The following is a 26,411-nucleotide window of genomic DNA, read 5'->3' on the forward strand; positions in this document are numbered from 1 at the left end:
GGCGTCCGGGGCCGGCCACACCGGCCGCACCGGCCCGTTCGCCTGTCGCGTTCTGCGTCGGCGCTCGGCGTGTTGTGACAGGGGAGCGGGGAGGGCTGGTGGACCGGCCCGTTCGCCTGTCGGGTTCTGCGGCGGCGCTCGGCGTGTTGTGACAGGGGAGCGGGGCGACGCGAGTGGCGCGGGACGACAGCCGCGGGGACTAGGACTCGCGCACCACGTCCGCGGGGGACTTGTCCGGCCGAAGGCCGCGCCACCGGGAGTGGCGCAGGATGCCTCCCGGCGTGAACTCGCCGAACTCGACCTCGCCGACCAGTTCCGGCCGCAGCCATTGGACACCGCGGGCCTCCGGCCCCGGCACCCCGACTAGCGGGTTCTCGTCGGTGTGCAGCGGCGCGAACGTGCGCATCAGCGAGCGCAGCGTCGCGTCGCTGAACCCGGTGCCCACGCGTCCCGCATACTGCAGTCCGTCCGCCCCGGGGATGCCCAGCAGCAGCGACCCGAAGGTGTGCGCGCGTCCCCCCTGCCCCGGGCGGATGCCGGCCAGCACGACCTCCTGCGTGCGGGTCAGCTTCACCTTCAGCCACGACTCGCTCCGGATGCCGCGCCGGTACGTGGACGCGGGGTCCTTGACCACCACGCCCTCCAGGTCCAGCCGACGGCTGGTCGCCAGGGCGATCTCCACGTCATCGAAGACCGGAGGAACGACCAGCGGGGCGGACGCGCCTCCGGCGAGCTCTTCGAGGATCCGTCGACGCTCCCGCAGCGGCCGCGGCGTGACATCCAGGCCGTGGGCGCCGAGCACGTCGAAGAGGTAGTACTGCACCGGTGTCCGCTTCGCCTCCCGCGCGACGTCGCCGGCGCGCTGCAGATTCATCCGCGTCTGCAGCAGCGGAAAGCTCGGTCGCCCCCGTTCGTCGATCGCCACGATCTCACCGTCGACGATCGCCGGCTCGGCGCCCAGACCCACGTCCGCACCGGTGACCTCGGGGTACTTCATCGTGATGTCGTTGCCGCTGCGGGCAAATAGCGTCAGCCGGCTGCCGTCCCACACTCCGACGGCCCGGATGCCGTCCCACTTCGCCTCGGCCCAGGCCGGGTCGCCCCACCGACGCGCCGCGAGGGTCGCGCGCTCCGCGGTCGCGCCGGTCGACAGCATGGGGCGCAGGGACTCCGGGTCCGGGGGCCAGGCCAGCGGCACGTCGCCGGCCTGGTCCGGCTGCGCAGACGCTGAGCTTCGCGTGGCCGGGCGCCGCGGCATCCGTGGTTCGTCCGCCTGTGCCGAAGCCTCGACGGGCACGCCGTCGGGCTGAAGGTGCCCGTCGGCATCGGTCTTCATCCGGTGCAGGAGCCAGCTGGATTTCTCGCCTGCGCCCTCGGTGCGGATCAGCGCGAGGCGGACGCGCCCGAGGGGGCCCCCGGGGCGCCCCTGCAGAGTCGCGATGATCTCGTCGTCGCGCCACTTCTCCAGCTCGTACCTGCCGTCGTCCCAGATGGTGACACTCCCGCCGCCGTATTCACCGGCGGGGATGGTGCCCTCGAAGGACGCGTAGTCCATGGGATGGTCCTCGGTCATGATGGCGAGGTTGTTGCGCTTGTACGAGTGCGGCACCCCGCGCGGGACCGCCCAGCTGACCAGCACCCCGTCCCGCTCCAAGCGGAAGTCCCAGTGCAGCGCCGTCGCGTGGTGCTCCTGGATGACGAAGACCGGCAGGTCACCGGGTGGGCTCGATTCCGCGGCGGGACTGGACGGCACCGGCTCAGGGGTCTTGCCCGCGGTCCGCTTGGCGATGTACGTGCTCAGCGGCCCCTCGTCCACGGTGCGCCCGCCGGCGTGATAGCCCAGTTCGGACAGCGGGTCGCCGATCCGCTCCACACGCTCGAGCACCTCCTCGAACGAAAGCTGGGCGAGATCGGGATCGTCCAGCTCGTCCCACGTGCGCGGGGCGGCCACGTTCGGCCACGCCCGGCCGCGCAGCGAATACGGGGCGATCGTGGTCTTCGCGCCGTTGTTCTGGCTCCAATCGATCAGCACCCGGCCGCCGCGGATCGCCTTCTTCATGCTGCTGACGACCAGATCCGGATGATCCGCCTCGATCGCGCGTGCCAGCTCGTGCGCGATCGCGGACGCGGATTCGCTGCTCTGCCCGGGCGGCAGCGCCGAGTACAGCTGGATCCCTTTACTGCCGCTGGTCACCGGCAGCGGCTCCAGCCCCATGTGGCCGAGGATCTCCCGCGCCCACCGGGCGACCTCCGCGCACTCCGCCAGTCCGACACCGGGGCCGGGGTCGAGGTCCAGGACGAGGCGATCGGCATCCCCCCGGTCTCCGTCCGGAGTGAACCGCCACTGCGGGACGTGCAGCTCCAGGCTGGCCACCTGGGCGAGGTAGACCAGGGTGGGCACGTCGCTGACCAGCGGATAGTCCTTCGGCCCGCCGGAATGGGGGATCGGCAGACGGCGCACCCACTCCGGCGCGCCCGGCTCCAGGTCCTTGGCGAAGAACGCCTGCCCGGGATGATCCTCGGTGCCCACGCCGTCCGGCCAGCGTTTGCGGGTGACCGGGCGGCCGATCACGTGCGGGATCATCGTCGGGCCGATCCGGGTGTAGTAGTCGATCACCTCGCCCTTGGTCGTCCCGGTCTCGGGGTAGAGCACCTTGTCGAGGTTCGTGATGCGCAGGCGGCGGCCGCCGATGCTCACGAGCTGGTCGTTCGCACCGCGCGTCTGCGGTCGGCTCTTCGCCGCGGCATCCCCCATGCCTTCATCCTGCCGTCAACGCGGGTGCGTCCGCAGGATTCGCACGCGGAGGACCCGATAGATCACGCCGACCAGCACGGCGGCGGCGCCGGTCGCCACGGCCGCGACCGGCAAGGTCACCACGGCCGCGACCGGCAAGGTCGCCACCAGCGCCGCGCAGATCCGCCAGAGCCACCGTCGCGATCACCACCGCTCCGACCGATGAAGACCGCATCGCCCGTCCCGAGGCGCCTGGCCAGTGCTGGGGGAGGCGACACGAGCCGACTTTACGACCGCGCGGCCGGCCGTGGCGAGCCCCGCGCACAGATCCCCGGCGAGCGCAAGCGCACAAGCCCGACTAGCCGGGACGGGTGTGGCAGGTGTGTACTGGTGCGATGAGAGCGATCTGGAAGGGTGCATTGACGTTCGGACTCGTGAATGTCCCGGTCAAGGTGTACTCCGCGACCGAGGACCATGACGTGGCGCTGCATCAGGTGCACAACAAAGACGGGGGCCGCATCCGCTATCAGCGGATCTGCGAGATCGACGGCGAAGTGGTGCCGTACTCGGACATCGACAAGGCGTACGACGACGGCGAGCGCACCGTGGTCCTGACCAAAGAAGACCTCGACTCGCTGCCGGCCGAGCGCAGCCGAGAGATCGACGTGGTCGAGTTCGTGCCGACCGAGCAGGTCGATCTGCTGACCTTGGATCGTGCGTACTACCTCGAGCCGGACTCCGCCTCGCCCAAGGCATACGTCCTCCTGCGCAAGACCCTCGAGCAGACCGATCGCACGGCGATCGTACGGTTCTCGCTGCGCCAGAAGACGCGGCTGGCGGCGCTGCGCGTCCGCGGGGACGTGCTCGTGCTGCAGACGCTGCTGTGGGCGGACGAGGTGCGCGAGGCCGCGTTCCCAGCGCTGGATGAGCCGGTGCGGATCTCGGCGAAGGAACTGGAGATGTCGGCATCCCTCGTGGAGAGCTTCGCGGCGGACTTCGATCCCGCCGAGTTCTCCGACGAGTACCAGGACGAGCTGCGCACCCTGATCGAGGCGAAGCTCGAGCAGGGCGATGCGCTGGACACGTCCGAGACGTTCGGCGAACAGGAGGAAGAGGCCAAGGGCGGCGAGGTCATCGACCTCATGGAGGCGCTGCGGGCCAGCGTCGAGCGCAGCCGCGCGGCGCGCTCGGGCGGCGGCGGAAAGGATTCCGGCGGGAAGGATGCCGGGGCCAAGGGCGCCGCGAAGGCTTCGGACACGGCATCCGCGAAGAAGGGCACGACGAAGAAGGCGCCGGCCAAGAGCACCGCGAAGACTTCGGCTGCCAAGAGTTCGACGGCCAAGACCGCGGCCAAGAAGACGCCGGCGAAGAAGGCGGCCAAGGCCTCCTGAACAGCGCCGGAAGGCAGCGAACGGCTACGGCTTGGGGGACCCGTCCTCGGCGTTCGGGTGCTCCGGGCCGCGTTCGAAGACCTCGGGGTCCAGGACCAGTTCGCGTGCCTCTTCGGGGTCGGTGATGATGTCGGCGCCCGCGGCTGCGAGCTTCTTCGCCTTGCGGCGCTCGCTGAAGTAGTGCCACAGGGTCACCAGCGCCGTGCCGCCGACGGCGATGAGCAGGATGATGTCGATGTACTCGGTGACCAGGTCGCGCACCCACGGGATGAACGCGATCAGGTAGCCCAGCATCGTCAGCCCGAAGCCCCACAGCATGGCGCCGATGAAGTTGTAGAGCGTGTACCGGCGCCACGGCATGTGGCCGACACCGGCCGCGACCGGGGCGAAGGTGCGAACGATCGGCACGAACCTGGCCAGGATGATCGTCAGCCCGCCGAACCGCTCGAAGAACGCGTTCGTCCGCTCCACGTTCTTGACGCTGAAGACTCCGGATTCCTTGCGTTCGAACACCGCCGGCCCGCCCTTGTGGCCGATGAGGTAGCCGACCTCGCCGCCGACGAACGCGGCCAGTGCGATCAGGAGGGAGACCGCCCAGATGTTGAGTCCGAAGATGTTGCTCGTGTTCGTCAGCAGACCCGCGATCACCAGGAGCGTGTCACCGGGGAGGAGGAAGCCGACGAGCAGCCCGGTCTCGGCGAAGACGATGAAGCACACCACCAGAAGTGCCCAGGGGCCGGCCGCCGCGATGATCGTTTCAGGGTCGAGCCAGGGGATGAGGGCGGTGGGGTGCAAGACGGTTCCCGTCGGTCGTTTCGGTCGGCGGTCAGCTGCGATGGCCACGGAGGGTGGATCGCGCGCGAATGCGCGTGCGGAAGGTGGGACTTGAACCCACACGCCCGGAGGCACAGGAACCTAAATCCTGCGTGTCTGCCAGTTTCACCACTCCCGCGGGTGCGATCAGTCTATCTGCGAGGCTCTGGGGCCGCTGGGGGGCCGGCCCCCGACCGGGCGGCCCGGCGGCCGGCAACCCGGCACAGCCGCTCGCCTGTCGCACACTGCTGTCCCGCTCGGCGTGTTGTGACAGGGGAGTCGGTGGACGGCGGCTCAGCGGCGGCTGCGGTGCACGAAGAAGTAGGCGGTGGGTCCGATCCAGTTGACCAGGATCACCGGGATCCACATCGGCTTGGGTCCGCGGATCTCGTCCTCGGAGCGATGCGCGAGATCCCAGAACGCGAGGAAGGCGTAGGCCGCCTGGATCACCCCCAGGATGCCGAGCGCAACGCGCCCTCCGGGCGTGATCTGCTTCTTGGTGAGCGTGGTCATGGTGCCCCTTTCGCTGGTCCTCCCATCCTGCCCCTCCGACGCGCCGCTCGCATCCGCGAGGGACGAAATCGCTCGCACGGCCCGGCCCGGCACTTCGCTCGCCTGCTGTGGATAACTTCTCCGGCGACCCTCCGGTGCTTGCGAGGATGCTCGCGTGACTCTCGCGTTCGCTCCCGCCGGAACCGCCGCCGCGGTGGTGGCCGAGCGCGTGCGCGACCGGCTGCGGGCGGAACTGGCCGATCCCACGCGCGATCCGGAGCTGGCCGCGCGGATCGCCCGCGCGGAGGTGCGCCGGCACAACGACTTCGCCCTCGCCCGCGGGCTGGACCCCGTCGATGACGAGGCGTCGTGCGTGCGCGATGTGCTCGCCGCGGTCGCCGGGTACGGTCCGCTGCAGGCCTACCTCGATGATCCGACCGTCGAGGAGCTATGGATCAACGCGCCGGACCGGATCTTCATCGCCCGCGAGGGCGTGGCCGAACGGGTGCCGCTGGCGCTGACGGATGCCGCCGTGCGCGACCTGGTGGAGCGGATGCTGCATGCCACCGGCCGCCGCGTCGACCTGAGCCAGCCGTTCGTGGACGCCTCGCTGCCCGACGGCAGCCGGCTGCACGTCGTGATCCCCGACATCACCCGCCGGCACTGGTCGGTCAACATCCGCAAGTTCCTGCCGGCCTACCGCGACCTGGACCGGCTCGTCACGGCCGGCTCGATTGCGCCACCGGCCGCCCGGCTGCTGAGGCAGGCGATGGAGACGGGCCGCAGCCTCCTCATCTCCGGAGCCACCCACGCCGGCAAGACGACGCTGCTGGCCGCGCTGATCGGGGCGTGTCCGCCGGAACACCGCATCGTGACCGTCGAGGAGACGTTCGAGCTGGCCGTGGACGCGCCGGACCTGGTCGCCCTGCAGGGCCGGCAGCCCAGCCTGGAAGGCACCGGCGAGGTGAGCCTGCGACGCCTGGTGAAGGAGGCGCTGCGCATGCGCCCCGACCGGCTGGTGGTGGGCGAGGTGCGCGATGCCGAAGCGCTCGACCTGCTGCTGGCGCTGAACACGGGTGTGCCGGGGGCGGCGACCATCCACGCCAACTCGGCGCGCGAGGCCCTCGCCAAACTCGCCGCGCTGCCCCTGCTGGCCGGGTGCAACATCGACTCGGGGTTCGTGCTGCCCGCGGTGGCGGCATCCGTGGATCTGGTCGCCCACTGCGAACGAGATGCGTCCGGCCGGCGCCGGGTCGTCGAACTGGTGGAGCCGGCCGGCGTGGCCGGCGGCACCGTCCAGGCCACGACGCTGTACCGCGCGGAGGCATCGTGACGTTCGTCTGGGGCGCAGCACTGGCAGCCGGCATCCTGCTGGTCGTCTCGCCGTGGGTCTGGCCATCGCGTGCCGTCGCACCCACGCCCGCTGCACCCGGACACCTCGCCAGACTGCTCGAATCGGCCGGACTCCCGCGCGTCCCGCCGGCAGGTGCCCTCGTGGCCTCGGCCGGCAGCGCGGCCGTCCTGGCCGCTGCCGCCTGGCTGTTCACTCAGGTCGGCGCCCTGACCCTGGTCGCCGGCGTCGTGGGGGCGCTGGCGCCGTTCGGGTGGCTGCGCGCACGACGCTCGCGCCTGCTGCGCTCCCGTCGCGCGCTGTGGCCTGACGTCTGCGACCTGCTGATCGCGTCGGTACGGTCCGGGATGTCGCTTCCGGATGCCGTCGCCAGCCTGGCCGAGTCCGCGCCCGCACCGCTGCGCCCCCCGTTCGCCGCCTTCGCCCGCGACATCGCCGCATCCGGGCACTTCGACTCGAGCGCGCAGCTGCTCAAGCGCGCCCTCGCCGACCCGGTCGGCGATCGGATCGTGGAGACGCTGCGGATGGCCCGTCAGGTCGGCGGAACCGAGCTCACACCGGTGCTGCGTGCACTCGCCGCGTCGGTCCGCGCGGACGCCGCCCTGCGTGCCGAGGTCGAATCGCGGCAGTCGTGGATCCGCGGCGCAGCGGTGCTCGGTGTGGCCGCGCCCTGGGTGATCCTCGCCCTGCTCGCGATGCGACCGGAGGGCGCGCGGGCCTACAGCAGCCCGGAGGGTGTCATCCTCATCCTGGCGGGGGCGGCGGTGTCCTTCGCGGCGTACCGCGTCATGCTGCGCATCGGCCGTCTGCCGGAGCCTCGGCGGTGGTTCGGGTGACCCCCGTAGGCGGCACCGACATCGCCTTCGCCATGGTGCTGGGCGGCGCCTTCGGCCTGGGGGTCTGCTTGCTCGTCTCCCTGGCGCCGCGGTGGGGAGCCCCCTCCCTTGCGCGACGCATTGCGCCGTACATCCGCGACGTCACGGATCCGCGCGGCCTCACCCCCGCCTTCGATGCGCGCTCCGCGGCCCTCGGCGAGCTGTGGCACGGGCTGCGGGACCGCGTGGCCCGTCTGGCCGGCGGGTCCGCCGCGCTTGACCGGCGTCTTCACCAGGCGGGGTGGACGATGGATGCCGCGGCCTTCCGCGGTCGGCAGCTGGGGTGGTCCATCGCCGGGATCGCTCTGGGCGGCGCGGGCGTGGTCGCTCTCGTCCTGCTGGGGCGCGCGTCCGGTGCGACCGTTCTGCTGCCACCCCTGACCGGCGTGATCGCCGCCGTCGCCTACGATGCCCGCCTCAGCCGCGCCGCTCGGGTTCGCGTCGGGCGCATCCAGGAGGAGCTGCCCACGGTGTTGGAGTTCCTGGCGCTGTGCCTGTCGGCGGGTGAGGGGATCCTCGACTCGCTCCGGCGCGTGGGCACCGCCGGTGCCGGGGAGCTCGCCGCCGAGCTGCGCGGCGTGGTGCTGGCGGTCGGAACCGGTTCGCCGCTCTCCGAGGCGCTCAGTGCGTTGTCCGCCCGTCTGCAGACACCCGCACTCGCGCGCAGCATCGATCAGCTCGTCGCCGCGATCGACCGGGGTGCGCCGCTCGCGCACGTCCTGCATTCCCAGGCGCTCGACGCGCGTGAGGACGCCAAGCGCGCACTCATCGAACAGGCCGGGCGCAAAGAGATCTACATGCTCGTACCGCTCGTGTTCCTCATCCTTCCCCTGAGCGTGCTGTTCGCCGTCTTTCCGGGGATCTTCATGCTTCGACTCGGAATCGGCTGACGCCGGAAGGAGAACCCCATGATCCGCATCCCTCTCGAGCGCGTGGTGCACCGGCTGCGCGCCGTCGCGCAGGACGCGTACGACGATGAGACCGGTGACGTCCCCGGCTGGGTGCTCATCACGCTGATGACGGCCGGGCTGGTCGTCGTCATCTGGGCCCTGGCCGGTCCCGCGCTCGCCGACCTGTTCCAGCAGGCGATCGAGCGGGTGTCGGGCCTCTAGCCCGTGCACGCACCCGGGGGAGTCGGCATCCGTCGCAGGTTCGCCGCGATGGTGGCGGACGAGCGCGGGTCGAGCCCCGTCGAGTTCGTCCTCGTCGGCACGCTGCTGACGCTGCTCACGCTGGGCGTCATCCAGTTCGGGCTGGTCGTATACGTCCGCAACGTTGTGCACGACGCCGCGGTCGAGGGCGCGTATCACGCTGCGCTGGCGGACACTGCGCTGGATGAGGGCATCCAGCGCACCCGGCAGATCGTGACCCGCACGGTCGGCGGAGAGTACGCCGCGGAGATCACAGTGCAGGAGTCCGCCGAACTCGGAGAGCCCACCGTGCGGATCAGCGTACGGGCGCCGCTGCCGCTCGTCGGGCTGCTCGGCCCGCCCCGCATGATGGAGGTGACGGCGCATGCACCGCTGGAATCCTTCGAGTGAGAACGAGCGGGGATCGGCGGCGCTCGAGTTCATCCTCGTCGGAGTCGTGCTCCTCGTGCCCCTCGTGTACCTCGTCGTTTCGCTCGGTCTCATCCAAGGGCAGGCTCTCGGGGCTGAGGCCGGCGCGCGGCACATCGCTCGCGCCCTCTCGGTCGCAGAGGACGCGGACGCCGCGCGCGCCGGCGCCGACCGGATCCTGAGCTCGGTGGTGGATGAGTACGGACTGGATCCGGAATCGGTCCGCGTCGCACTGGAGTGCCGGCCGGCCGGCGCCACGTGCCCCGAAGCCGGCGCCACGCTCGTGGTGACCCTCACGACGACCGTCACGCTTCCCCTGGTGCCGCCCGTGCTCGGACTCGACCGGTTCGCGGCTGTGCCGGTTCAGGCATCCGCCGTGCAGAAGGTGTCGCGCTTCTGGGAGCCGGAATGAGTGCGCGCCTGCGGGCCGTGCCGCTGTGGATGCCGCGGAGGGGAGTCGCCGGCGATGAGGGGAGCATCCTGATCCTGACCCTCGGCTACGCGCTTCTCGCGATCGTGGTCGTGCTCGTCTGCGTGGACGCGACCAGCCTGTACCTGGCGCAGAAGCGGCTGGATGCGCTCGCTGACGCGGCCGCCCTGGCCGGAGCGGACGGGTTCACGTTCGTGGTCGAGGGGGAGGAGCCGAAGGCGGAACTGACCTCGGATGGGGTGCGCGAGCAGGCCGAGGCCGTCGTGGGCGAGCTGGGTGACGACGCTGTCGTGGTGGACGCGGGAACGCCGGATGGTGTCTCCGCGCGGGTGACGGTCGCCGGAACGTGGCGGCCGCCGGTCATCACGCTGTTCGTGCCCGAGGGCGTGGCGCTGGAGGCGACCGCGACCAGCCGGACGGCGCTGCGTTAGATCGTCTCGCTGCGCGGGACGGAGCCGGGCTGTGGTGCGCGCGTGGCACTGACGATTCCCAGGACCGGGATCGCCCAGATCGCGGTGGAGACGATCAGCTCAAGCACGACGACCGCGAACACCGGAACGCCGATGCCCTGCCCGGTCGACTCCAGGGAGTCGGGCTGCACCAGCGACTCGGGCATCGGTGAGAGCACCGCCTGCAGCGCCGAGATCGTCCAGTGCGTGGCGCCGGCGACGTAGAGAATCCACGCGATCAGCGACCCCGCCGCGATCGCGACGGCGATGATGCCGCATGCCACCGCTGACCGCTTGCTCCGGATGATCCCGACGGCGATGCACCCGATGCCCAGAGCGACATACAGAGCAAGGAATACGAACAGCATGGCTTCCCCCTCCGCCGTCACGTCAGGCCCGAGTATAGGCGGGCACGCACGCGGACCGGCGTTTCAGCTCACTCCCGCACGCGCGGCACGAACCGGGGCACCCAGCGCACGAACGCAACCGCACCCAGCAGCGCCATGACGCCCACCGCGCCGGTGGCGATCGACAGCGACCAGACCGCCGTGATCCCGGACACGAGCAGCGGAGACAGCGCCCCACCCGCGTCGGTGAGTGTCCGCCACGAGCCGAGGAAGGGCGCCGGATCGGACTTCGGCGAGACGTCCGCCCCCAGTGTGAGCAGGATGCCGCTGGAGAGCCCGTTACCCACTCCGAGCACCGCGGCGAACATCGCGAACCACATCGCCGAGGAGTCCAGGTCGTGGGTGACGGCGAGGGCGAGGAAGCCCAGCCCCATCAGCACCATCGCCGGCAGCGCCGCCCAGAGGCGCCCGAAACGGTCCATCACCTGACCGCTGGCGTAGAAGAGTGCGAAATCGATCGCCCCCGAGATGCCCACGACCAGCGCGATGGTCTGCGCATCCAGTCCGATCGAGAAGCCCCACAGCGGCAGCACGACCTGCCGTGCCGACCGGACGGCGGAGAGGGATGCCGCGGCCAGGCCGAGGCGGGACAGCACCGTGCGGAACCGCCACATCGTGCGGAAGACCCCCACTCGCTCGGACGTGGGGATCGAGCCGGTCACCGCCTCGCCGGTGTCCTCGGCCATCGAGGAGTCCCGATTCGGGCGGGTCTGGACGGGGACCTGCTTCTCCGGATCGGGGCCGAACAGGACCAGCAGCACCGTCGCGACCAGGCATCCGCCGAAGAACCAGATCGCCGCATGCTCGTCACCGAACAGTGCGAGCAGACCCGCCGCGACGAAGGGGCCGACGAACATGCCGAGCCGGAACGTTCCGCCCAGAACCGAGAGTGCTCGCGCGCGGAACGCCAGCGGCACGCGGGTCGTCATGAACGAGTGCCGCGCGAGCCCGAACCCGGCCGCGCAGAAGCCGATGAGGAACACGGATGCCGCGAAGACGCCCAGGACCGGCGCGAACACCATGCCCACCACGCCGAGCAGTGACAGCGTCCCGGCGATCGCCATCGTCAGCCGCTCGCCGATGCGCGCCACCGCCCACCCCGCCGGCAGGTTGCCGCAGAGCTGACCGACCACCAGCACCGATGCGACGAGGGCGGCCAGGGCGACATCTGCGCCCAGCCGCGCGGCGATGATCGGGATCAGCGGGATGACGGCGCCCTCACCGAGGGCGAACAGCACGGTGGGGCCGTAGATCATCGGCCCGAAGCGCAGAAGGATGGAGGCTGCGCGGTCGGTCACTGCATCCACGTTAGTCTGGAGCTGTCATGCTTGACTTCGATCTTTCCGCCGACATCCAGGCGCTGCGCTCCACTTTCACCGACATCAAGTCGGTGGTCGATGTCGATGCGCTGACCGCCGACATCGCCCGGCTGAGCGAAGAAGCCGGTGCCCCCGATCTGTGGGACGACACCGACAAGGCGCAGAAGGTCACCTCCGCCCTGAGTCACCGTCAGTCCGAGCTGGCCCGCATCAACAGCATCGACCGGCGCCTGGACGACCTCGAGGTCATGGTCGAACTGGCCAACGAGATGGACGACGAGGACGCCGCCGAAGAAGCCCGTCACGAACTCGCCGAACTCGAGGACGTCGTCGGCCAGCTCGAGGTGCAGACGCTGCTGGACGGCGAGTACGACGCGCGTCCGGCTGTCATCACGATCCGGGCGGGCGCCGGCGGAGTGGATGCCGCGGACTTCGCCGAGATGCTCCTGCGCATGTATCTGCGCTGGGCCGAGCAGCACAAGTACCCCGTCACGGTCATGGACACCTCCTACGCCGAGGAGGCCGGCATCAAGTCGGCGACCTTCGAGGTGGACGCGCCGTACGCCTTCGGCACGCTCAGCGTCGAGGCCGGCACGCACCGCCTGGTGCGGATGAGTCCGTTCAACTCGGCCGGCAAGCGGCAGACCAGCTTCGCCGCCGTCGAGGTCATCCCGCTCCTGGACGAGGCCGTCGAGGTCGACATCCCGGAGAGTGACCTGCGCGTGGACGTGTACCGCTCGTCCGGCCCCGGCGGCCAGTCGGTCAACACGACCGACAGCGCCGTGCGCCTGACCCACCTTCCGACCGGCACCGTCGTGTCGATGCAGAACGAGAAGTCGCAGATCCAGAACCGGGCCGCCGCGATGCGGGTGCTCCAGTCGCGCCTGATGATCCTCCAGAAGGAACAGGAAGCGGCGATCAAGAAGGACCTCGCCGGCGTCATCACCGCCAGCTGGGGCGACCAGATGCGCTCCTACGTGCTGGCGCCGTACCAGATGGTGAAAGACCTGCGCACGGACTACGAAGTCAACAACCCCTCCGCCGTGTTCGACGGCGACCTCGACGGGTTCATCGCTGCCGGCATCCGCTGGCGCAAGCGCCCCACCGACGACTGACCCACGGTCCCGGGCGGGATGCCGCGGCATCCTCATCGCCGAGGTTCAGACCGGATGCCGCACCCCGGGTGTCGCTCGTCGCGTCCGCGTCCGCCCCGCTTAGGCTCAGTAGGCCATGATTCGGTTCGAGAACGTCACGAAACGCTTTCGCGGCACGGCGAAGCCGGCCCTCAGCAATGTGGACTTCGAAGTGCTGCGCGGGGAGTTCGTCTTCCTCGTCGGCGCTTCCGGCTCGGGCAAATCGTCGTGTCTGCGCCTCATCCTCCGCGAAGAGACCCCGAGCGACGGCCGCGTCGTCGTTCTCGGCCGCGACCTGCGCTCGCTCTCCAACCGCAAGGTGCCCTACTTCCGCCGGCATGTCGGGGCGGTGTTCCAGGACTTCCGGCTGCTCCCGAACAAGACGGTGTTCCAGAACGTCGCGTTCACGCTGCAGGTCATCGGCTCATCCCGCGGATTCATCCAGCAGGCCGTCCCCGAGGTGCTGGCACTGGTCGGTCTCGCCGGCAAGGAGAAGCGGTTCCCGCACGAGCTCTCCGGTGGCGAGCAGCAGCGCGTCGCGATCGCGCGCGCACTCGTCAACCGTCCACAGGTGCTCCTGGCGGACGAGCCGACCGGAAACCTGGACCCGGCGACCTCGGTCGACATCATGCAGCTGCTCGCGCGCATCAATTCCAGCGGCACGACCGTGGTCATGGCCACGCACGAGGCGGGGTTCGTGGATCAGATGAAGCGGCGCGTCATCGAACTGGCCGACGGCGAGATGGTCCGCGACGAACGGCACGGCGGCTACGGCGACACCTCGAGCCTGCCGAGCCTGGCGCCCGGACCCGAGCAGGGTGCTGCTGCGGTCGCCGCGCTGACCGCGGTGCTGGAAGTTCAGCGCGAGACGGCGATGTCGGCATCCGCGGCCGTCTCCTCGGCCTACGGCCACGACGTGACCGCGGCCGCCGCAGAGCCGGTGGTGCGAGCGGATGCCGCGCCCTCCGCTGCCGAACCGGTCGCACCGTCCGCGAACGTCACCGAGCCCGCCTCCACGCCGCAGAGCTCCGCGCCGCAGGAGTCCGCGCCGCACGACTCAGCGCCGCAGCACTCCGAGCCGGCTTCCGAGCCTGTTTCCGAGCCGACGCCGGAACCGCCGGCTGAGACGCGCGCACCGCGCACGCAGCCGGTCCCGATCGCGGACATCGCCGAAGTCGACGTGGCCGAGCTGGGACTGGCGGACCGCCTCGGGCTCGGCCAGACGCACCCCGACGATGAAGTGGGGCCTACATCGTGAGGGTCGGTCTCGTCCTTTCTGAGGCGCTGTCCGGCCTCCGCCGCAACGCGTCGATGGTGATCTCGGTCGTGCTGGTCACGTTCGTCTCGCTCACCTTCGTCGGCGCCGCGATGCTGATGCAGATGCAGATCGGGCAGATGAAGGACTACTGGTCCGATCGCGCCCAGGTCGCCATCTACATGTGCACGGCCATCTCACAATCGCCGACGTGCGTGGACGGCGTGGCCAGCGACGATCAGCTGGCCGAGGTCGACGCCAAGCTCGAAGGTCCCGCGCTGGCGCCGCTGATCCGCGATCTGCGCTTCGAGAACCGTGAGGAGGCGTACGCGAACGTGATCGAGCTGCTCGGCGATGACTACGCCAGCGTCATCACCCCCGAGCAGCTCAACGAGACGTACTGGATCAACCTCGTCGACCAGAGCCAGTCCGAGGTGCTCGTCGAAGCGTTCAAGGGCATGAACGGCGTCGAAGAGGTCAAGGACCAGCTGCAGTACCTCGAGCCCCTGTTCTCTGCGCTGACGGTCGCGACCTACATCGCGGTGGGAATCGCGGTGCTCATGCTGATCGCCGCGGTGCTGCTGATCGCCACGACCATCCGCCTGTCGGCATACGCGCGACGGCGGGAGATCGGGATCATGCGGCTGGTGGGCGCATCCAACCGCTTCATCCAGACCCCCTTCATCCTGGAGGGCGTGTTCGCCGCGCTCCTGGGTTCGGTGCTGGCCGGGGTCGCCGTGCTCGCCGGCGTGCACTTCGGAGTGGATCAATACCTGCGGCAGCGCGTCGACTTCGTCACCACCTGGGTCGGTGTGCAGGACGCATGGCTCGTGGTCCCGTTCCTGATCCTGATCGGCGGGGTGCTCGCGGCCCTGTCGGCGGGGTTCGCGATCCGGAGGTGGTTGCGGGCCTGATCGGGCGGCTGCACCGCGCAGTTGCTACACTGACAGGCTGCCGTGCGCCCGCACGGCGCCCGGATCCGTCCGGCCGGTACCAGCAGGAGTGTCGTGATGCCCAAGGAACGCGGTGAGAAGGTCGTCGCGACCAACCGTCGCGCACGCCACGAGTACTCGATCGAGAAGACGTACGAGGCAGGACTGGTCCTGACCGGCACCGAGGTCAAGTCGCTGCGGCAGGGTCGCGCCAACCTCTCTGACGGGTACGCGTACATCGACGGCGGCGAGGCCTGGCTGGATGCCGTGCACATCCCCGAATACTCGCAGGGGCACTGGACGAACCACGCCACCAAGCGCGTCCGCAAGCTGCTGCTGCACAAGGACGAGATCATCAAGCTCTCGCACGCCGTCTCGGCCGGCGGCTACACCCTCGTGCCGCTCAAGCTGTACTTCTCGGACGGCCGGGCCAAGGTCGAGATCGCGATCGCCAAGGGCAAGCACGAGTGGGACAAGCGCCAGACGCTGCGCGAGCGGCAGGACAAGCGCGAAGCCGAGCGGGCGATGCGCTCCAAGAACCGCCTCGGGGACTGACCCTCCGCGCTGCTACGGAACCGCCGGCGCGGACGCCGCCTCGGCGACCGCCCGGTCCGTGAACGCCGTCTTCGGCACGAACGCCAGGGCGGCGGCCGCGATCAGCGCGGTGACGCCGCAGACGATCCAGACGGTGACGTAGCCGGCCAGGGAGCCGGCCGTGCCCTCGGTCGCACCCGAGACAGCACCGTGCAGCAGTGCGATGCCGAACACGCACGATGCGATCGCACCGCCGACCGTCTTGACCGAGTTGGTGAGGCCCGTCGCGACCCCGGTCTGCGTCGCCGGCGCAGCGGATGCCGCGGCCGCCGGCAGCGCGGCCACCAGCGCGCCCGAGCCGAGGCCGACGATCACCATGTTCGCGATGACCTGGATGTACGTGTCGTGAAACGGCAGGAACAGGAGGAATCCGATGCCCACCAGAGTGGATGCGCCCATGAGGGTGAGCCGAGGCGCGGTGAGCCGGGCGATGAGCGGGAACAGCAGGGCGCCGGTGATCATGGCGATCAGGTAGACCCCGATGATGAGCGAGGTCGCGAAACCGGTCGTGCCCAGTCCATAGCCGTACTGGCCGGGATCGGTCCGCGCGAACGTCGACAGCGGTGCCTGCGCGCCCAGGACGCTGACTCCGAAGAGCCCCGCCGTGAGGAAGACCGGCCCGAGGGCGGGGGACCGGAACATCCGGACGTCGATGAGCGGGTCCTCGTGGCGCAGCTCCCAGAGCGCGAACGGCACGACCAGTGCGACGCCGAGTACCACGACCCCCCACGACCAGGGATTGGCCATGCCGCCCTCCAGCCGCAGCATCCCGAGTCCGCCGGTGAAGCAGATCAGTGCGACCGAGATCAGCACCAGCCCGACGGTGTCGAAGACACCACCGGTCGGCTCCGGCGACTCCTGCACCCCGAACAGGATCACGAAGAAGCACACCACGATCAGGATCGCCGGGACGAGCAGCACCACCGTGAGGGGAAGGGCATCGACGAGCGCGCCGCCGACCAGTGCGCCGACGATCGCACCCAGTTCCAGCGCGGCCACCAGCAGTCCGGCCGCTCGCGCGGTGATGATCGAGCGTCCCTCCATCCGCCGGGACCGGGACCAGATAAGAGCGATCTCCAGAGGCAGCCAGACGACGTAGAACCCCATCAGCGCCCATGCGGCCAGGAAGATGCCGAACGAGTCGGTGAACGGCAGCACGAGTGCGGCCGCGGCGGTCAGTGCAGTCGAGATCAGCAGCATCCGCTTGTGGCCGATCATGTCGCCGAGCTTGGCGAACGCGGGCACCACCAGCGCCGACAGCATCAGCTGCGCGCCCTCGAGCCAGTTGACGTCGGCGTCGTGGATGTCCAGATGGCGCGCGATGTCGGTCAGCATGGGCGTGTAGTAGCCCTGCAGCACGCCGCTGGTGAATTCGACGAACGCGAGGAAGCCCACGACGGTGGCCAGGGTGCCCAGGGCGGCGGCGCGCTTCATCGCGGCTCCTTCTTCGTGCGGGATCCTGTCGAGTTCTTCGTGCGGATGCTGTCGACGTGGATTCGGGTGGGCTCACTGTAGCGGCTGCCCAAGTGCGCGCCCGTGGACCGGGCCACAACCCGCCGGTGCGGGGGGATCAGACCAGGTTGTGCAGGAGCGCGCGGTGGAAGCGCTCGCCGCGTTCCAGCGATGCGATCTGGACGCGCTCGTCCACGCCGTGGATGGAAGCGCGCTGGGCGCTGGTCATCTCCAGCGGAGCGAAGCGGTACACGGCGGGGCAGAAGCGGTGGAAATGGCGGGAATCGGTGGCGGCCATCATCACGTACGGGACCGTCGCGGCATCCGGGTACGATTCCCTGACCGCGCGCGTGATCAGCGCGAACTGAGCGTTGTCGGTGGGGGACTCGGGCGAGGGTTCGCTGGCCTCCAGGACGGTCAGTTCCACCGATCGGTCCCCGATCCGGCGGCGGACGCGCCGGAGCGTACCCGCGACGGTCTCGCCCAGCGCGATGCGCAGGTTCAGGACGGCGGAGGCCTGGGAGGGCAGGACGTTCGCCGCCGTACCGCCCTGCTGCATGGTCGCAGCCACGGTCGTGCGTACCAGCGCGGCCGGTTCGCCGCCGATGAGCGCGAATGCGCGGGCGGTGAGCCGCGGGAAGGTCGCGAGGGTCCGGAGCAGGAGCTGGCCGGGGCCGTGCGCAGTGTCGGCGAACAGGCTGAGCATCCGGGTGATCCCGCGGGGGGTGCGGGCGTGGAACGTGCGGGAGCCGAGTCGATCCACCGCACGCGCGATACGGCCCACGGCGGTCAGGCGCGGCGGGGCCGAGGCATGCCCGCCCTCGCTGCGCGCGGTGAGACGAACGGTGAGGACGCCCTTCTCGCCGACGCCGACCATCGCAGCGTCACCATGCGCGAACGGCAGCGGAGCGTCCACGACCGCGCCGCCCTCGTCCAGCACGAGCCACGGCACGACCCCGCGCTTTTGCAGTGTCGTGGCGATCGTGGCGGCCGCCTCGCCGTACGTCTCCTCGTTTCCGCCGAACGACAGGTAGACGTCGCGCGCGGGGGTGAAGCCTGCCGCGAGCAGGTTCTCCACCGCTTCGAGGATCACCGCGAGGGGACCTTTGTCATCGAGCGCGCCGCGTCCGTAGACCCAGCCGTCGGCGACGCGGCCCTCGAACGGCGGGTGAGTCCACGGGTCGTCTTCGTCCACCGGCACCACGTCGTAGTGCGCCATCAGCACGAGGGGCGCTTCGGAGGCCCGGGCACCCTGCCAACGGAACAGCAGGCCGAAGTCCGTGATCCGCTCGCGGACGAGGTTCGCGTGCACCAGGGGGTACAGCTCAGCCAGGAGCGCGACGACGTCCTCGAACGGTTCGGATCCGCGGGCCTCGAGCTCGGCGCTGACGGTCGGGAGCCGGATCATGCGGGACAGGCGGTCGCCGACCCCCGGCCGGGGTGTGACCGGAAGCGACGGAGCGGTGGCTGCGACGGTCATGCGTGGATCAGTGGGCGGCTCAGTTGGCGGCGAAGCGCGCTTCGACCGCGGCGGTGACGACGATGTCCTCGGGCTGGAACTGGACCGCGGGGCCGCCGTTGCCGGCATCCATCACGCCCATGGCCATCGCGCGCATCATCTTGGGCGCGGGTGCAGTCTGGTCCGGGGCCCGGCTGATCAGTCCGAGGTCGGCGATCTCCACGGGTGTCACGGAGGCCAGTCCGATGGCGCCGGCGTACGCGGTGGCCCGATCGACAGCGACCTGCACGGCGTGCGCGGCGACCTGCGCCTCGGTGGCTTTCGCGGTCGCGGGCGTGAGACGCCAGGTCAAGCCGTCCACCTGCACACCCTCGCGTTCGGCGGCGTCGGTGATCCACCGGGACAGCACCGCGAAGTCGGTGAAGGTCGCGGACATCTCCACCGAGGCGTAGTGCACGAGGGCGAGCTGCTTGCCCTCGTTGTTCCACGGTCGGTTGGCCCACACCGACATCCGCTGGGTCGACCACTCCTTGACGCCGCCTGCGTCCGTTCTCGTTTCGAGATCCGCTTGCAGGGGTGCGGCCAGCGCGGTCATTCGCGCGACGACGCTGTCACGCTGCGGGCCCTCGGTGCGAACGGAGAGGTGCGCAACGACTTCTTCGGGGGCCACGCGCTGTTCGTGCTCCCCGCGGACGGTGATGGTCACTTCGCTCATGAGTCAGACTCTACGCGCGGGGCGTGGCGATCCTGCGGATCATGCGACTCGCAGAATGCGCCCGTCAGTCGGGGTGGACGGGCGACTTCACGTACGCCATCACGTCGGCTTTGGTGACAGCCCACCGCACGTCCTTGGGGGTGAAGAAGTACGTCTCGCCCCATCCCTCGGCATCGGTGTGGCCGGCGGGTCCCTGGGCGGCCAGATAGACGCCCTCGACCGCGTCGATCCGCGTGAAGCCACGCTGGGCGAGAGTGAGCATCGCGTCGACGGCGTTCTCCGGATCGATCGGAGCCCAGGCCAGATCGCTCACGTTGTCCGTTGCGAGCTGCGGATCTGCACCCCACCGGCAGATGACCGCGCCGGGCGGGGTGCCGTTGTAGAAGGCATCGAACGGGCGGGAGCCGGTCGGCTGGTCCTGCGTCTGCCAGGAGACCCAGCCGTTCGAGGCCATCATCGAACGGAAGACGGTCGTGGCGATGTCATCGCACGTCGGGCCGGCATCCGGTGGGGCGGTCGCCGTGGCGCTGGGGGTCGGGGTGGGCGCGGGGGTGGCGGAGTTCGTCGGCGCGGGGGGAGCGGATGCCGGCGCCGTCGCGGTCGGCGTCGGAACAGCGCGGGATTCCTTCGGAGCGAACAGGTTCGCCATCACGATGAGGACGACCACGAGCGCGACCGCGCTTCCCGCAATCAGCCACAGGCGTTTTGTCGACACCCGTAGAACCTATCCGCGGCGAGGCGCTGTGCCGGGGAGGCGTGCGGAATGATCGGCGCGCGGCATCCGTTGTAGACTGTGACGCTCGGTACCTTGCGGTTCCGGGTGAGTGAAAATTCAACAGCGCGTGACAGTGGCCCTCTGCACATGAGGGTTCATGGGGATGATCGGTTTCGACATCGCCTGAGCTCCTGCGAGAAGCGGGCCGAGGATGCAGGGTTATCTCGTAAACGATCTCTGCAAAACTACAAGTGCCGAAACAAAGCGCACTGAGTTCGCCCTCGCTGCATAAGCGAGCCTGAACTCCGTCAGACCGTAGGCGTTCCCGCTACGGACCCTGGCGTCATCTAGGGGACTTGCTGCGTGACGGCGTCTGGACGTCGCGTGGGACTTTTTCCAGACTGGGCCTGTCGACCTAGATGCCTGTGGCAAAGGTCGGGGCCGAGTAGAACGTCTGCACAGGCTACGCCCGTAGAAGGCGCAGAGACACAGCGATGGACGGGGGTTCGATTCCCCCCATCTCCACCACTCCGCTGTCACCGAACAGGGCCCCGAAAACCGCGTAATCACGCGGGTTCCGGGGCCTTCGTTCGTCGCCGGTGAGGCGCCCTGAAGCCGATTCGCCCACAAATCGCCCACAACCCTTTGGGGCGTATAGGTCGAAAACCGTGTCCGAAAACCGCTAGTTGTCGGTTTTCGGCTCTCCGGTCGTTGAGCCAGCGAAGCGAGACGAACCGAAGGTCAGCTCGCCCAGAGGCGGCCGACATCTGCGCTCAGGCCGCCCTGATTCATCCGTTCCGCGACATCCGCGAGGTCGTCTTCGAACAGGTCCGCGTACGTGTCGAGGGTCATCGCCTCCGACTTGTGGCCGAGCACCATCGGCAAGCACGTGGCGAACGCTCGACGAGAAGAGCTCGAGGGAGTCTCAGTTGTCGCAAAATTTGCGACAACTGCTGCGGACGGCAAGAGCTATCGGGTCGAGCACTACAACCTCGACATGGTCCTGTCTGTCGGATACCGGGTCAAGTCACCCGAAGGAGTGCACTTCCGGCGCTGGGCGAACGACGTTCTCAAGCGCTACGTGCTCCAAGGCGTGGCGATCAACCAACGTCGACTCGAACAACTCGGAACGATCGTCCAGCTGCTCTCGCGCTCCACGGACGAACTCGTCGCCGGCGTCGGAGAGATCGTCGCAACCTACTTGCCGAGCCTGCGAACGCTGCGCCTACGACGAGGGGGACATCCCGACCGGTGCCGGCCATTCCCCGAGCTGGACGCTGACCTACGACGAAGCCCGATCGGTCATCGACGACATCCGCGGATGATTCCCCGAAGACAACCTCTTCGGAGGTGAGCGCGGCGACGCGCTGCGCGGCGTGGTCGAAACGCTCTACCAGGGATTCGGGGGAGTCGAGCTCTACCCGACGGTCGAGGACAAGGCCGCGAATCTGCTCTACCTCGTCGTTAAGGATCACCCGCTCACCGACGGGAACAAGCGCAGCGCCGCGGCGCTGTTCGTCCACTTCCTCGCCCGAAACGGCGTTCTCGATGACGAGCGCGGTGTCGCGCGGATCTCCAACAACGCTCTCGCGGCGCTCACCCTGATGGTCGCGATGAGCGACCCAAAGGAGAAGGACCTCATGATCGCCCTCCTCGTCAGTATGCTGACCGGCGAAGCGTAGTTGGCGCTCCCGGCCCCGGCCGCCGCCGCCGCCTCAGGAGTCGACGCCGAAGATCCGCAGCAGCGCCGCTCGGGGGATCATCCGTCTCGGCCGAGCCGGACCGTGGGGATTGTCCCGCTATCGATCCAACAGCTTGGTCGAGGGGTGCCAAGCCGCGTACCCCTGCGTCAAGGTGACGAGCCTGCTCTTGGTCACTGAGCGCTGAGCGCTCAGAGCGGTGGGCGGACGGTGGGTCGCAACGCGGGGAGCCCAGCGGACGGGTGTGTAGGCGGTGTCTAGGCTGTGGCTAGGGGTACGAGGGGGCGATCCATGGTTCGAATGACGCGAACGCTCACGGCAGCGGGGATGCTCACCGCTGTGCTGATGCTCGCGGGGTGCGGGGGGTCGGTCCCGAACGGACCTGATTCGGTAGGCGAGGACTATCCGGTCGGGGGCGTTCCCGTTAGCGTCGCCTGGCCGTCGGATTGGCTGGAGGGGGTTGTTGGTGAGCCGAACTCGCCTCCCGGGTCGATTGTGGGGCTGCGCCTGGAGTATGTCGAGGAACAGTGGGTGTGGCGGGTCAGGAGTGTTGACCCCGGGCGCGACATCTGGGGCGAATCTGTCACCGAGCCCGACCGCGGGCAGGAGGCGCTCTACGATGCCAGCACTCTCGCTCTGGTGCAGGAGCACCACGTCACGTTGACGGAGGCTGAACTGGCCGACATCGACGGCGGCGCGTATGGCGCCGCACAGCTGTCCGGCGAGGTCTATCCAAGCCCGCGGCTGATCGAGCTGAAACGGGTCGTTGAGGACGGCCGACCGGCGTGGAGAATCACGACGTATGACACGCAAACCGGTGTGCAGTCGGAGGTCACGCCCGAACCCGAGTGATGGTGCCGGCTCACCGCTGCGGCCTGCTCAGATTGCTTCCTGTCCGTGAGCCGGTGCCCAACCGCTCGTGGACCCGTGGCTTCGGCGGCGGTCGTCGAGTCCGCCCGTGACGGGATGGCCACCGACCCGATCGCAAGCGACGCTGAGCCGGAACGACGTTTGCGGTCCTGGTCGAACGGTGCCGAGTGGCGTAGACCTGCGGTGGATTATCCGTGATCGAGTGTCCTGGGAGCTCGTCAGGGACGCGCCGAACAGATCAGATCGATGTCGAGGACAACCTCCGTCGGATCGCCCACAAATCGCCCGCGTTTGCTCTGCATGTGGGCGATTTTCCACGCAGGTGCTTGTCGCCGCATGCCCCCGAGATCGGCATGATTCCGCGGATTTTGACGGTCAATGCAGAGGAGGGAATCGCCCACACCCGAATTCGATTCCCCCATCTCCACCACTCCGCTGTCACCGGACAAGGCCCCCGACTCCGCGTAATCACGCCGAGTTTGGGGCCTTCGTTCGTTGTTTGTGAGGTGCCTCCACACCCAGTCGCCCACAAACACCCAGCTGAACGTAGCCGAACGCATCGCCGTCGACCGGTGAGTCAGACGTGGCCGTCTGCTCGGAGGTCGAGGGAGATTCCGGTGGTGTCCAGTTCACCCGTTCGTTGCGCCTTCGAAGCAGTTCCGGACGTCGATGCCGCTCTTCTCGACCTGTGCCAAGACCGTCTCAGCGTCCTTGCCCGGCTCGACTCCGACTTCCGTCAGGCACTCGCGGTACCTGACGAAGGTCTCGGAGTCGTACGAATGGGCAATCTGCCACCGGAAGTCGACCGGTGCGAAGTCGACATAACACTTGTCGTACACCGGCTGGAATTGGGCTAGGTAGGAGGCATGGTGCACACCGGCTTCATCGCGCTCACCGAAAAGCTCGGCACCGCCTTCGTTCATGCACGCCTCGAACGTCGCGTACGCGTCGTCGTACACCTGCTGCGTGACGACGCCCACGCCCTCGGGCAGGGGTCCTGCTTCAGGGTTGGTGAATACTCCGCCGGACGCAGCCAGACCTCCGACTGTCACCATGCCGGCCGCGGCCACGACCGCGCCTACGATGATCATTCGCTTCTTCATGTCTCGCTCCTTACGAACTCGTCGAACCGACTTGGCCGCCGCTGCCGTTGTGCGTGGGGCCGACGATCACCGAGTTGACCGTGACTCCGCTGCCGGCAGCCGCCTTGGCGAACCCTCGCGACAAGGCCAGCACCGCCGTTTTCGCCGCGCCGTAGTGGATCATCTCCTCGGGGATGACGGTGTCGGCGGGGCGTCGTCGCGAGGCCGGATGCGCCCGATGAGCGCCCCGACCCCCGCTGCGGTCAGGCAGGCCGCTGCCGCGAGGAACAGCGACGCGCGCCCACCAAACGCCTGGCCGACTCCGCCGACGATCACGGCACCGATGGGAGTCGTGCCGATGAACGCCGTGGTCCACAGTGCGGTGACGCGCCCTCGCATTCCTGCCGGCGCGAACAGCTGCACGGTGGAATTGCCGGTCGTGAGAAACCCGATGCTGCACGCTCCGACGAACACGATCGTGACGTTGGCGACGAGCGAGTTGGGGGCTGCGGCGGTGAGGCCGAGCGTCACGCCATAGGCGCCGCTGATCATCGCCATGCGGGTGAGGCCTGTCTGCGGCCAGAAGAGGAGGAAGACCCCTGCGGCGATGGACCCGGCGCCGAATCCTGCCGTCAGCCAGGCGTACTCGTCCGCGCCGCCGGCGAGTGAGTGCTCGCCGAAGACGGGCAGGCTCACTTCGTACTCGTAGGCGAGTGTGCCGACGATTGTCATCATGACGAGCGGCCCGAGGAGCTGGGGATTCGTCCGCGCGACCCGCAGTGCCGCACGCACCTGCCCGGGCCGGCGGGGGATCCTGCCCTCCGAGTGGATCTGCGCGGTGCGCATCGACAGCAGCAGCGCGATCACGAGGGTGAAGCTCGCCGCGTTCGCGATGAAGCACCACCCGAGGCCGACGGTGCCGATGAGTGCGGCGGCGACGAGGGGGCCGACTCCGCGTCCGACGTTCGCCAGGATGCTGTTGAGCGTGACGGCGCTGTGCAGCGCCTCCCTCCCGACGAGCTCGGGGATGAGGGCCATCCGTGCCGGATTGTCGACGGCTGTCAGCACCCCGAACACCACCGCGACGAGGAGGGCGAGCATGAGGGACTGGTGGCCGGTGAGGATGACGATCCCGAAGCCGAGGGCCAGCATGGCCAGCGCCGTCTGGGTGACCAGCAGCGTGCGCCGACGATCGTGGCGATCGACGAGCACGCCCGCGTACGGGGCCAGCAGCAGCACGGGGAGGTAGCGGACGGCGGCGACCAGCCCGAGGTCGAAGGCCGACCCGGTCATGGTCAGCACGAGCACGCCCTGCGCCACGGTCTCAGTCCACGAGCCGATAAGACTGATTCCCTGACCGGCGATGAACCGCCGGTAGTTCGGCACCGCGAGGGCTGAGAACCGGGCAGACGGCGGGGCGACCTGCCCGGCCGCGGTCATGACGGGGTGCGGAGGGGAACGATGCCCTGCGTGGTGCGGGGGAACGTAGCAAGCGTCTCCGCGGGGATGTTGAGGTGCGCTGACACCAACTGGGGCGGAAGGTGCGCCAGCCAGTTCGCCAGCGACACCTCCTCGTATCGGTTGCTGCGGAAAGTCTCGAGGAAGATCAGCTGTTCGTCGCCGGTGTTCTCGATGTAGTGCCCGTAGTTGCGCTTGACCACACCGACATCGCCCGCGGTGAAATCCATCGTGTTTGCATGCGGGCCGGTGTTGAAGACCGTCATCCGCGCCGACCCCTTGAGGTAGTACTGCCACTCATCGGCGTTGGGGTGCCAATGCAGCTCTCGCATGCTTCCCGGCTCCACCGTCACCAGGGCCGCGGCGACGGTGGTGCTGGCGGGGAAGTTGGTCGAGTCGGCGATGCGGATGCTGCCTCCGCTGTTCTCGTGGATCGGCGCGGACTGCGCGAGCCGGAAGATCACCGGCTGGTCGTCACCCCACTGGACGCCCGCGGCGAGCTGATCCTTCTCCAGTTCACCCGGCACCTCACCGGGAAAGATCCATAGGTTGTGGAGCGGGATGTCGCGGAAAACCTCTTGGGCGACGCCGAAGTTCTTCGCCAGCACATCGGGCGGGGTGTGCGAGAACCAGTCGGTGAGGAGCAGCGTGTTCGACTCCGACTGCGCGCCGTCGTCGAAGGCGAGCACGAACTCGGCACCCTCCGGACCCAGCCCCTGCAGGGAGTGCGGCAGGCCCGGCGGGAAGAACCACAGGTCTCCCGCGTACACGTCTTCGACGCTCGGCAATCCGGTGCGACTGAGCGTGGTGATGCGGCATCCGCCCCGCGTCATCAGTGCCCACTCCGCCGTCTGATGCCAGTGCAGCTCGCGGATCGCGCCCGCGTCGAGGTACATGTTGACGCCGGCGATCTCGTCGGAGATGGCGAAGTCCGGCTGAGTCACCTCCCGCGCCCATCCGCCCGCCTGCACCCGCCGCGGCGAGATGTTGAAGGACGACCAGAAGAACGCCTGAGTGGAGACGTCGGTGGGCGGTGCGTGCAATTGGCTCGGGAACAGATTCGCCAATGCCGGGTTCTGCGGGCCGGTCATCGCGAGGGCGGCTGGGTCGCCGCTCGTATTGATCTCGCCCTCCGGGGGCAGGTCAGGATTGCCTAGTACGGGTGATTCGTGGTGCGGAGCGGGCTTCGGGTCCATGGCCGCCTCCTCGGGCTTCCGGCCTCATCG

At 69.2% G+C, this 26,411-nt stretch carries 28 protein-coding genes, 1 tRNA gene, 1 other RNA gene and 1 pseudogene; 16 read left to right on the plus strand and 15 right to left on the minus strand.

All coding sequences use genetic code 11. From position 1 onward, the window contains the following. Positions 1-199 precede the first annotated feature (199 nt). Positions 200-2,755 carry an ATP-dependent DNA ligase gene (locus NQ152_RS08325; RefSeq protein ID WP_257523641.1) on the minus strand — a complete coding sequence of 852 codons (2,556 nt, stop codon included), beginning with the start codon at positions 2,753-2,755 and terminating at the stop codon, positions 200-202. Between the two features lie 15 nt (positions 2,756-2,770). Beyond that, positions 2,771-2,902 (minus strand): hypothetical protein, encoded by a 132-nt coding sequence (locus NQ152_RS08330; RefSeq protein WP_257523642.1) that lies wholly within the window; start codon positions 2,900-2,902, stop codon positions 2,771-2,773. 227 nt (positions 2,903-3,129) lie between these two features. Between NQ152_RS08330 and NQ152_RS08335 the strand changes: the two genes are divergently transcribed. After that, complete coding sequence (locus tag NQ152_RS08335; RefSeq protein WP_257523643.1) at positions 3,130-4,125, plus strand: Ku protein; 996 nt, start codon at positions 3,130-3,132, stop codon at positions 4,123-4,125. A gap of 24 nt (positions 4,126-4,149) precedes the next feature. On the opposite strand, the gene NQ152_RS08340 is transcribed toward NQ152_RS08335, so the two are convergent. From NQ152_RS08340 to NQ152_RS08350, 3 genes are all read right to left on the minus strand, one after another. Continuing rightward, positions 4,150-4,920: a DedA family protein gene (locus NQ152_RS08340; RefSeq protein ID WP_257501943.1), complete on the minus strand. Its 771-nt coding sequence runs from the start codon at positions 4,918-4,920 to the stop codon at positions 4,150-4,152. Positions 4,921-4,995: 75 nt separating this feature from the next. Then, positions 4,996-5,077, minus strand: a tRNA-Leu gene (locus NQ152_RS08345). Between the two features lie 155 nt (positions 5,078-5,232). Continuing rightward, positions 5,233-5,451 (minus strand): PLDc N-terminal domain-containing protein, encoded by a 219-nt coding sequence (locus tag NQ152_RS08350; RefSeq protein WP_257501883.1) that lies wholly within the window; start codon positions 5,449-5,451, stop codon positions 5,233-5,235. Positions 5,452-5,605: 154 nt separating this feature from the next. Between NQ152_RS08350 and NQ152_RS08355 the strand changes: the two genes are divergently transcribed. The 7 genes from NQ152_RS08355 to NQ152_RS08385 are packed head-to-tail and all read left to right on the plus strand — an operon-like array spanning position 5,606 to position 10,076. Continuing rightward, entirely contained in the window at positions 5,606-6,763 is a 1,158-nt protein-coding gene (locus NQ152_RS08355; RefSeq protein WP_257523644.1) for an ATPase, T2SS/T4P/T4SS family, read from the plus strand. Continuing rightward, positions 6,760-7,617 (plus strand): type II secretion system F family protein, encoded by an 858-nt coding sequence (locus tag NQ152_RS08360; RefSeq protein WP_257523645.1) that lies wholly within the window; start codon positions 6,760-6,762, stop codon positions 7,615-7,617. The genes NQ152_RS08355 and NQ152_RS08360 overlap by 4 nt, the downstream gene beginning before the upstream one ends. Further along, positions 7,614-8,546: a type II secretion system F family protein gene (locus tag NQ152_RS08365; protein ID WP_257523646.1), complete on the plus strand. Its 933-nt coding sequence runs from the start codon at positions 7,614-7,616 to the stop codon at positions 8,544-8,546. Before NQ152_RS08360 ends, NQ152_RS08365 begins: the two co-directional genes overlap by 4 nt. Positions 8,547-8,564: 18 nt before the next feature. Beyond that, entirely contained in the window at positions 8,565-8,768 is a 204-nt protein-coding gene (locus NQ152_RS08370; RefSeq protein ID WP_257501887.1) for a hypothetical protein, read from the plus strand. 48 nt (positions 8,769-8,816) lie between these two features. Beyond that, on the plus strand, positions 8,817-9,197 hold the full coding sequence (locus tag NQ152_RS08375) for a TadE/TadG family type IV pilus assembly protein (RefSeq protein ID WP_306815801.1): 381 nt from the start codon (positions 8,817-8,819) through the stop codon (positions 9,195-9,197). Then, complete coding sequence (locus NQ152_RS08380; RefSeq protein WP_257523648.1) at positions 9,172-9,627, plus strand: TadE family protein; 456 nt, start codon at positions 9,172-9,174, stop codon at positions 9,625-9,627. The genes NQ152_RS08375 and NQ152_RS08380 overlap by 26 nt, the downstream gene beginning before the upstream one ends. Beyond that, positions 9,624-10,076, plus strand: a complete 453-nt coding sequence (locus NQ152_RS08385) for a pilus assembly protein TadG-related protein (protein WP_374113576.1) — start codon at positions 9,624-9,626, stop codon at positions 10,074-10,076. The genes NQ152_RS08380 and NQ152_RS08385 overlap by 4 nt, the downstream gene beginning before the upstream one ends. On the opposite strand, the gene NQ152_RS08390 is transcribed toward NQ152_RS08385, so the two are convergent. Then, positions 10,073-10,462 (minus strand): hypothetical protein, encoded by a 390-nt coding sequence (locus tag NQ152_RS08390; RefSeq protein ID WP_257523649.1) that lies wholly within the window; start codon positions 10,460-10,462, stop codon positions 10,073-10,075. The genes NQ152_RS08385 and NQ152_RS08390 overlap by 4 nt on opposite strands. Positions 10,463-10,530: 68 nt before the next feature. Then, entirely contained in the window at positions 10,531-11,757 is a 1,227-nt protein-coding gene (locus NQ152_RS08395) for an MFS transporter (protein WP_257523672.1), read from the minus strand. Between the two features lie 68 nt (positions 11,758-11,825). Here NQ152_RS08395 and prfB point away from each other — a divergent pair, with 68 nt between their 5' ends. From prfB to smpB, 4 genes are all read left to right on the plus strand, one after another. Continuing rightward, positions 11,826-12,935: a peptide chain release factor 2 gene (gene prfB, locus NQ152_RS08400; RefSeq protein WP_257501891.1), complete on the plus strand. Its 1,110-nt coding sequence runs from the start codon at positions 11,826-11,828 to the stop codon at positions 12,933-12,935. A gap of 115 nt (positions 12,936-13,050) precedes the next feature. Continuing rightward, a complete protein-coding gene (gene ftsE / locus NQ152_RS08405) occupies positions 13,051-14,211 on the plus strand; it encodes a cell division ATP-binding protein FtsE (protein ID WP_257523650.1) in 1,161 nt (386 codons plus the stop codon). Further along, entirely contained in the window at positions 14,208-15,122 is a 915-nt protein-coding gene (gene ftsX, locus NQ152_RS08410; RefSeq protein WP_257523651.1) for a permease-like cell division protein FtsX, read from the plus strand. Before ftsE ends, ftsX begins: the two co-directional genes overlap by 4 nt. Positions 15,123-15,218: 96 nt before the next feature. Further along, positions 15,219-15,695 (plus strand): SsrA-binding protein SmpB, encoded by a 477-nt coding sequence (gene smpB, locus NQ152_RS08415; RefSeq protein ID WP_257501894.1) that lies wholly within the window; start codon positions 15,219-15,221, stop codon positions 15,693-15,695. A gap of 12 nt (positions 15,696-15,707) precedes the next feature. Here the strand turns inward: smpB and NQ152_RS08420 are convergent, their stop codons facing one another. The 4 genes from NQ152_RS08420 to NQ152_RS08435 all read right to left on the minus strand — a co-directional run bounded on the left by NQ152_RS08420 (position 15,708) and on the right by NQ152_RS08435 (position 20,075). Then, positions 15,708-17,168 (minus strand): MFS transporter, encoded by a 1,461-nt coding sequence (locus tag NQ152_RS08420; protein WP_257523652.1) that lies wholly within the window; start codon positions 17,166-17,168, stop codon positions 15,708-15,710. A 136-nt stretch (positions 17,169-17,304) separates the two neighbouring features. Next, positions 17,305-18,666 (minus strand): M20/M25/M40 family metallo-hydrolase, encoded by a 1,362-nt coding sequence (locus NQ152_RS08425; RefSeq protein WP_257523653.1) that lies wholly within the window; start codon positions 18,664-18,666, stop codon positions 17,305-17,307. Between the two features lie 19 nt (positions 18,667-18,685). After that, a complete protein-coding gene (locus tag NQ152_RS08430) occupies positions 18,686-19,360 on the minus strand; it encodes an SIMPL domain-containing protein (protein ID WP_257501897.1) in 675 nt (224 codons plus the stop codon). A gap of 64 nt (positions 19,361-19,424) precedes the next feature. Next, the gene (locus tag NQ152_RS08435) at positions 19,425-20,075 is read right to left on the minus strand and encodes a hypothetical protein (protein ID WP_257501898.1); all 651 of its coding nucleotides are present in this window, start codon (positions 20,073-20,075) and stop codon (positions 19,425-19,427) included. Between the two features lie 159 nt (positions 20,076-20,234). Between NQ152_RS08435 and ssrA the strand changes: the two genes are divergently transcribed. From ssrA to NQ152_RS08455, 4 genes are all read left to right on the plus strand, one after another. Beyond that, positions 20,235-20,603, plus strand: a transfer-messenger RNA (tmRNA) gene (gene ssrA, locus NQ152_RS08440). 361 nt (positions 20,604-20,964) lie between these two features. After that, the gene (locus NQ152_RS08445) at positions 20,965-21,429 is read left to right on the plus strand and encodes a virulence RhuM family protein (protein ID WP_257523673.1); all 465 of its coding nucleotides are present in this window, start codon (positions 20,965-20,967) and stop codon (positions 21,427-21,429) included. 22 nt (positions 21,430-21,451) lie between these two features. Then, the gene (locus NQ152_RS08450) at positions 21,452-21,757 is read left to right on the plus strand and encodes a Fic family protein (protein WP_257523654.1); all 306 of its coding nucleotides are present in this window, start codon (positions 21,452-21,454) and stop codon (positions 21,755-21,757) included. A 345-nt stretch (positions 21,758-22,102) separates the two neighbouring features. Further along, positions 22,103-22,627: a hypothetical protein gene (locus tag NQ152_RS08455; protein ID WP_257523655.1), complete on the plus strand. Its 525-nt coding sequence runs from the start codon at positions 22,103-22,105 to the stop codon at positions 22,625-22,627. 647 nt (positions 22,628-23,274) lie between these two features. Here the strand turns inward: NQ152_RS08455 and NQ152_RS08460 are convergent. The 4 genes and pseudogenes from NQ152_RS08460 to NQ152_RS08475 form a co-directional block, all read right to left on the minus strand. Next, entirely contained in the window at positions 23,275-23,748 is a 474-nt protein-coding gene (locus NQ152_RS08460; RefSeq protein ID WP_257523656.1) for a hypothetical protein, read from the minus strand. Positions 23,749-23,797: 49 nt separating this feature from the next. Beyond that, positions 23,798-23,926 (minus strand): annotated as a pseudogene (locus NQ152_RS08465) (oxidoreductase); the annotation flags it as partial. Beyond that, positions 23,908-25,167, minus strand: a complete 1,260-nt coding sequence (locus NQ152_RS08470) for an MFS transporter (protein WP_257523657.1) — start codon at positions 25,165-25,167, stop codon at positions 23,908-23,910. The gene NQ152_RS08470 and the pseudogene NQ152_RS08465, both read right to left, overlap by 19 nt. Further along, complete coding sequence (locus tag NQ152_RS08475) at positions 25,164-26,381, minus strand: cupin domain-containing protein (protein WP_257523658.1); 1,218 nt, start codon at positions 26,379-26,381, stop codon at positions 25,164-25,166. Before NQ152_RS08475 ends, NQ152_RS08470 begins: the two co-directional genes overlap by 4 nt. Positions 26,382-26,411: the final 30 nt, after the last annotated feature.

The organism is Microbacterium sp. zg.B48 (assembly GCF_024623505.1).
Classification (GTDB): domain Bacteria; phylum Actinomycetota; class Actinomycetes; order Actinomycetales; family Microbacteriaceae; genus Microbacterium.

Bases quoted from the DNA above. Each gene is read 5' to 3' on its own strand.
- NQ152_RS08325 (WP_257523641.1), bottom strand. From the start codon at position 2,755: ATGGGGGATGCCGCGGCGAAGAGCCGACCGCAGACGCGCGGTGCGAAC.
- NQ152_RS08335 (WP_257523643.1), top strand. From the start codon at position 3,130: ATGAGAGCGATCTGGAAGGGTGCATTGACGTTCGGACTCGTGAATGTC.
- NQ152_RS08350 (WP_257501883.1), bottom strand. From the start codon at position 5,451: ATGACCACGCTCACCAAGAAGCAGATCACGCCCGGAGGGCGCGTTGCG.
- NQ152_RS08370 (WP_257501887.1), top strand. From the start codon at position 8,565: ATGATCCGCATCCCTCTCGAGCGCGTGGTGCACCGGCTGCGCGCCGTC.
- NQ152_RS08375 (WP_306815801.1), top strand. From the start codon at position 8,817: ATGGTGGCGGACGAGCGCGGGTCGAGCCCCGTCGAGTTCGTCCTCGTC.
- NQ152_RS08380 (WP_257523648.1), top strand. From the start codon at position 9,172: ATGCACCGCTGGAATCCTTCGAGTGAGAACGAGCGGGGATCGGCGGCG.
- NQ152_RS08385 (WP_374113576.1), top strand. From the start codon at position 9,624: ATGAGTGCGCGCCTGCGGGCCGTGCCGCTGTGGATGCCGCGGAGGGGA.
- NQ152_RS08390 (WP_257523649.1), bottom strand. From the start codon at position 10,462: ATGCTGTTCGTATTCCTTGCTCTGTATGTCGCTCTGGGCATCGGGTGC.
- NQ152_RS08395 (WP_257523672.1), bottom strand. From the start codon at position 11,757: ATGATCTACGGCCCCACCGTGCTGTTCGCCCTCGGTGAGGGCGCCGTC.
- prfB (WP_257501891.1), top strand. From the start codon at position 11,826: ATGCTTGACTTCGATCTTTCCGCCGACATCCAGGCGCTGCGCTCCACT.
- ftsE (WP_257523650.1), top strand. From the start codon at position 13,051: ATGATTCGGTTCGAGAACGTCACGAAACGCTTTCGCGGCACGGCGAAG.
- smpB (WP_257501894.1), top strand. From the start codon at position 15,219: ATGCCCAAGGAACGCGGTGAGAAGGTCGTCGCGACCAACCGTCGCGCA.
- NQ152_RS08420 (WP_257523652.1), bottom strand. From the start codon at position 17,168: ATGAAGCGCGCCGCCGCCCTGGGCACCCTGGCCACCGTCGTGGGCTTC.
- NQ152_RS08425 (WP_257523653.1), bottom strand. From the start codon at position 18,666: ATGACCGTCGCAGCCACCGCTCCGTCGCTTCCGGTCACACCCCGGCCG.
- NQ152_RS08430 (WP_257501897.1), bottom strand. From the start codon at position 19,360: ATGAGCGAAGTGACCATCACCGTCCGCGGGGAGCACGAACAGCGCGTG.
- NQ152_RS08455 (WP_257523655.1), top strand. From the start codon at position 22,103: ATGCTCACCGCTGTGCTGATGCTCGCGGGGTGCGGGGGGTCGGTCCCG.
- NQ152_RS08460 (WP_257523656.1), bottom strand. From the start codon at position 23,748: ATGAAGAAGCGAATGATCATCGTAGGCGCGGTCGTGGCCGCGGCCGGC.
- NQ152_RS08470 (WP_257523657.1), bottom strand. From the start codon at position 25,167: ATGACCGCGGCCGGGCAGGTCGCCCCGCCGTCTGCCCGGTTCTCAGCC.
- NQ152_RS08475 (WP_257523658.1), bottom strand. From the start codon at position 26,381: ATGGACCCGAAGCCCGCTCCGCACCACGAATCACCCGTACTAGGCAAT.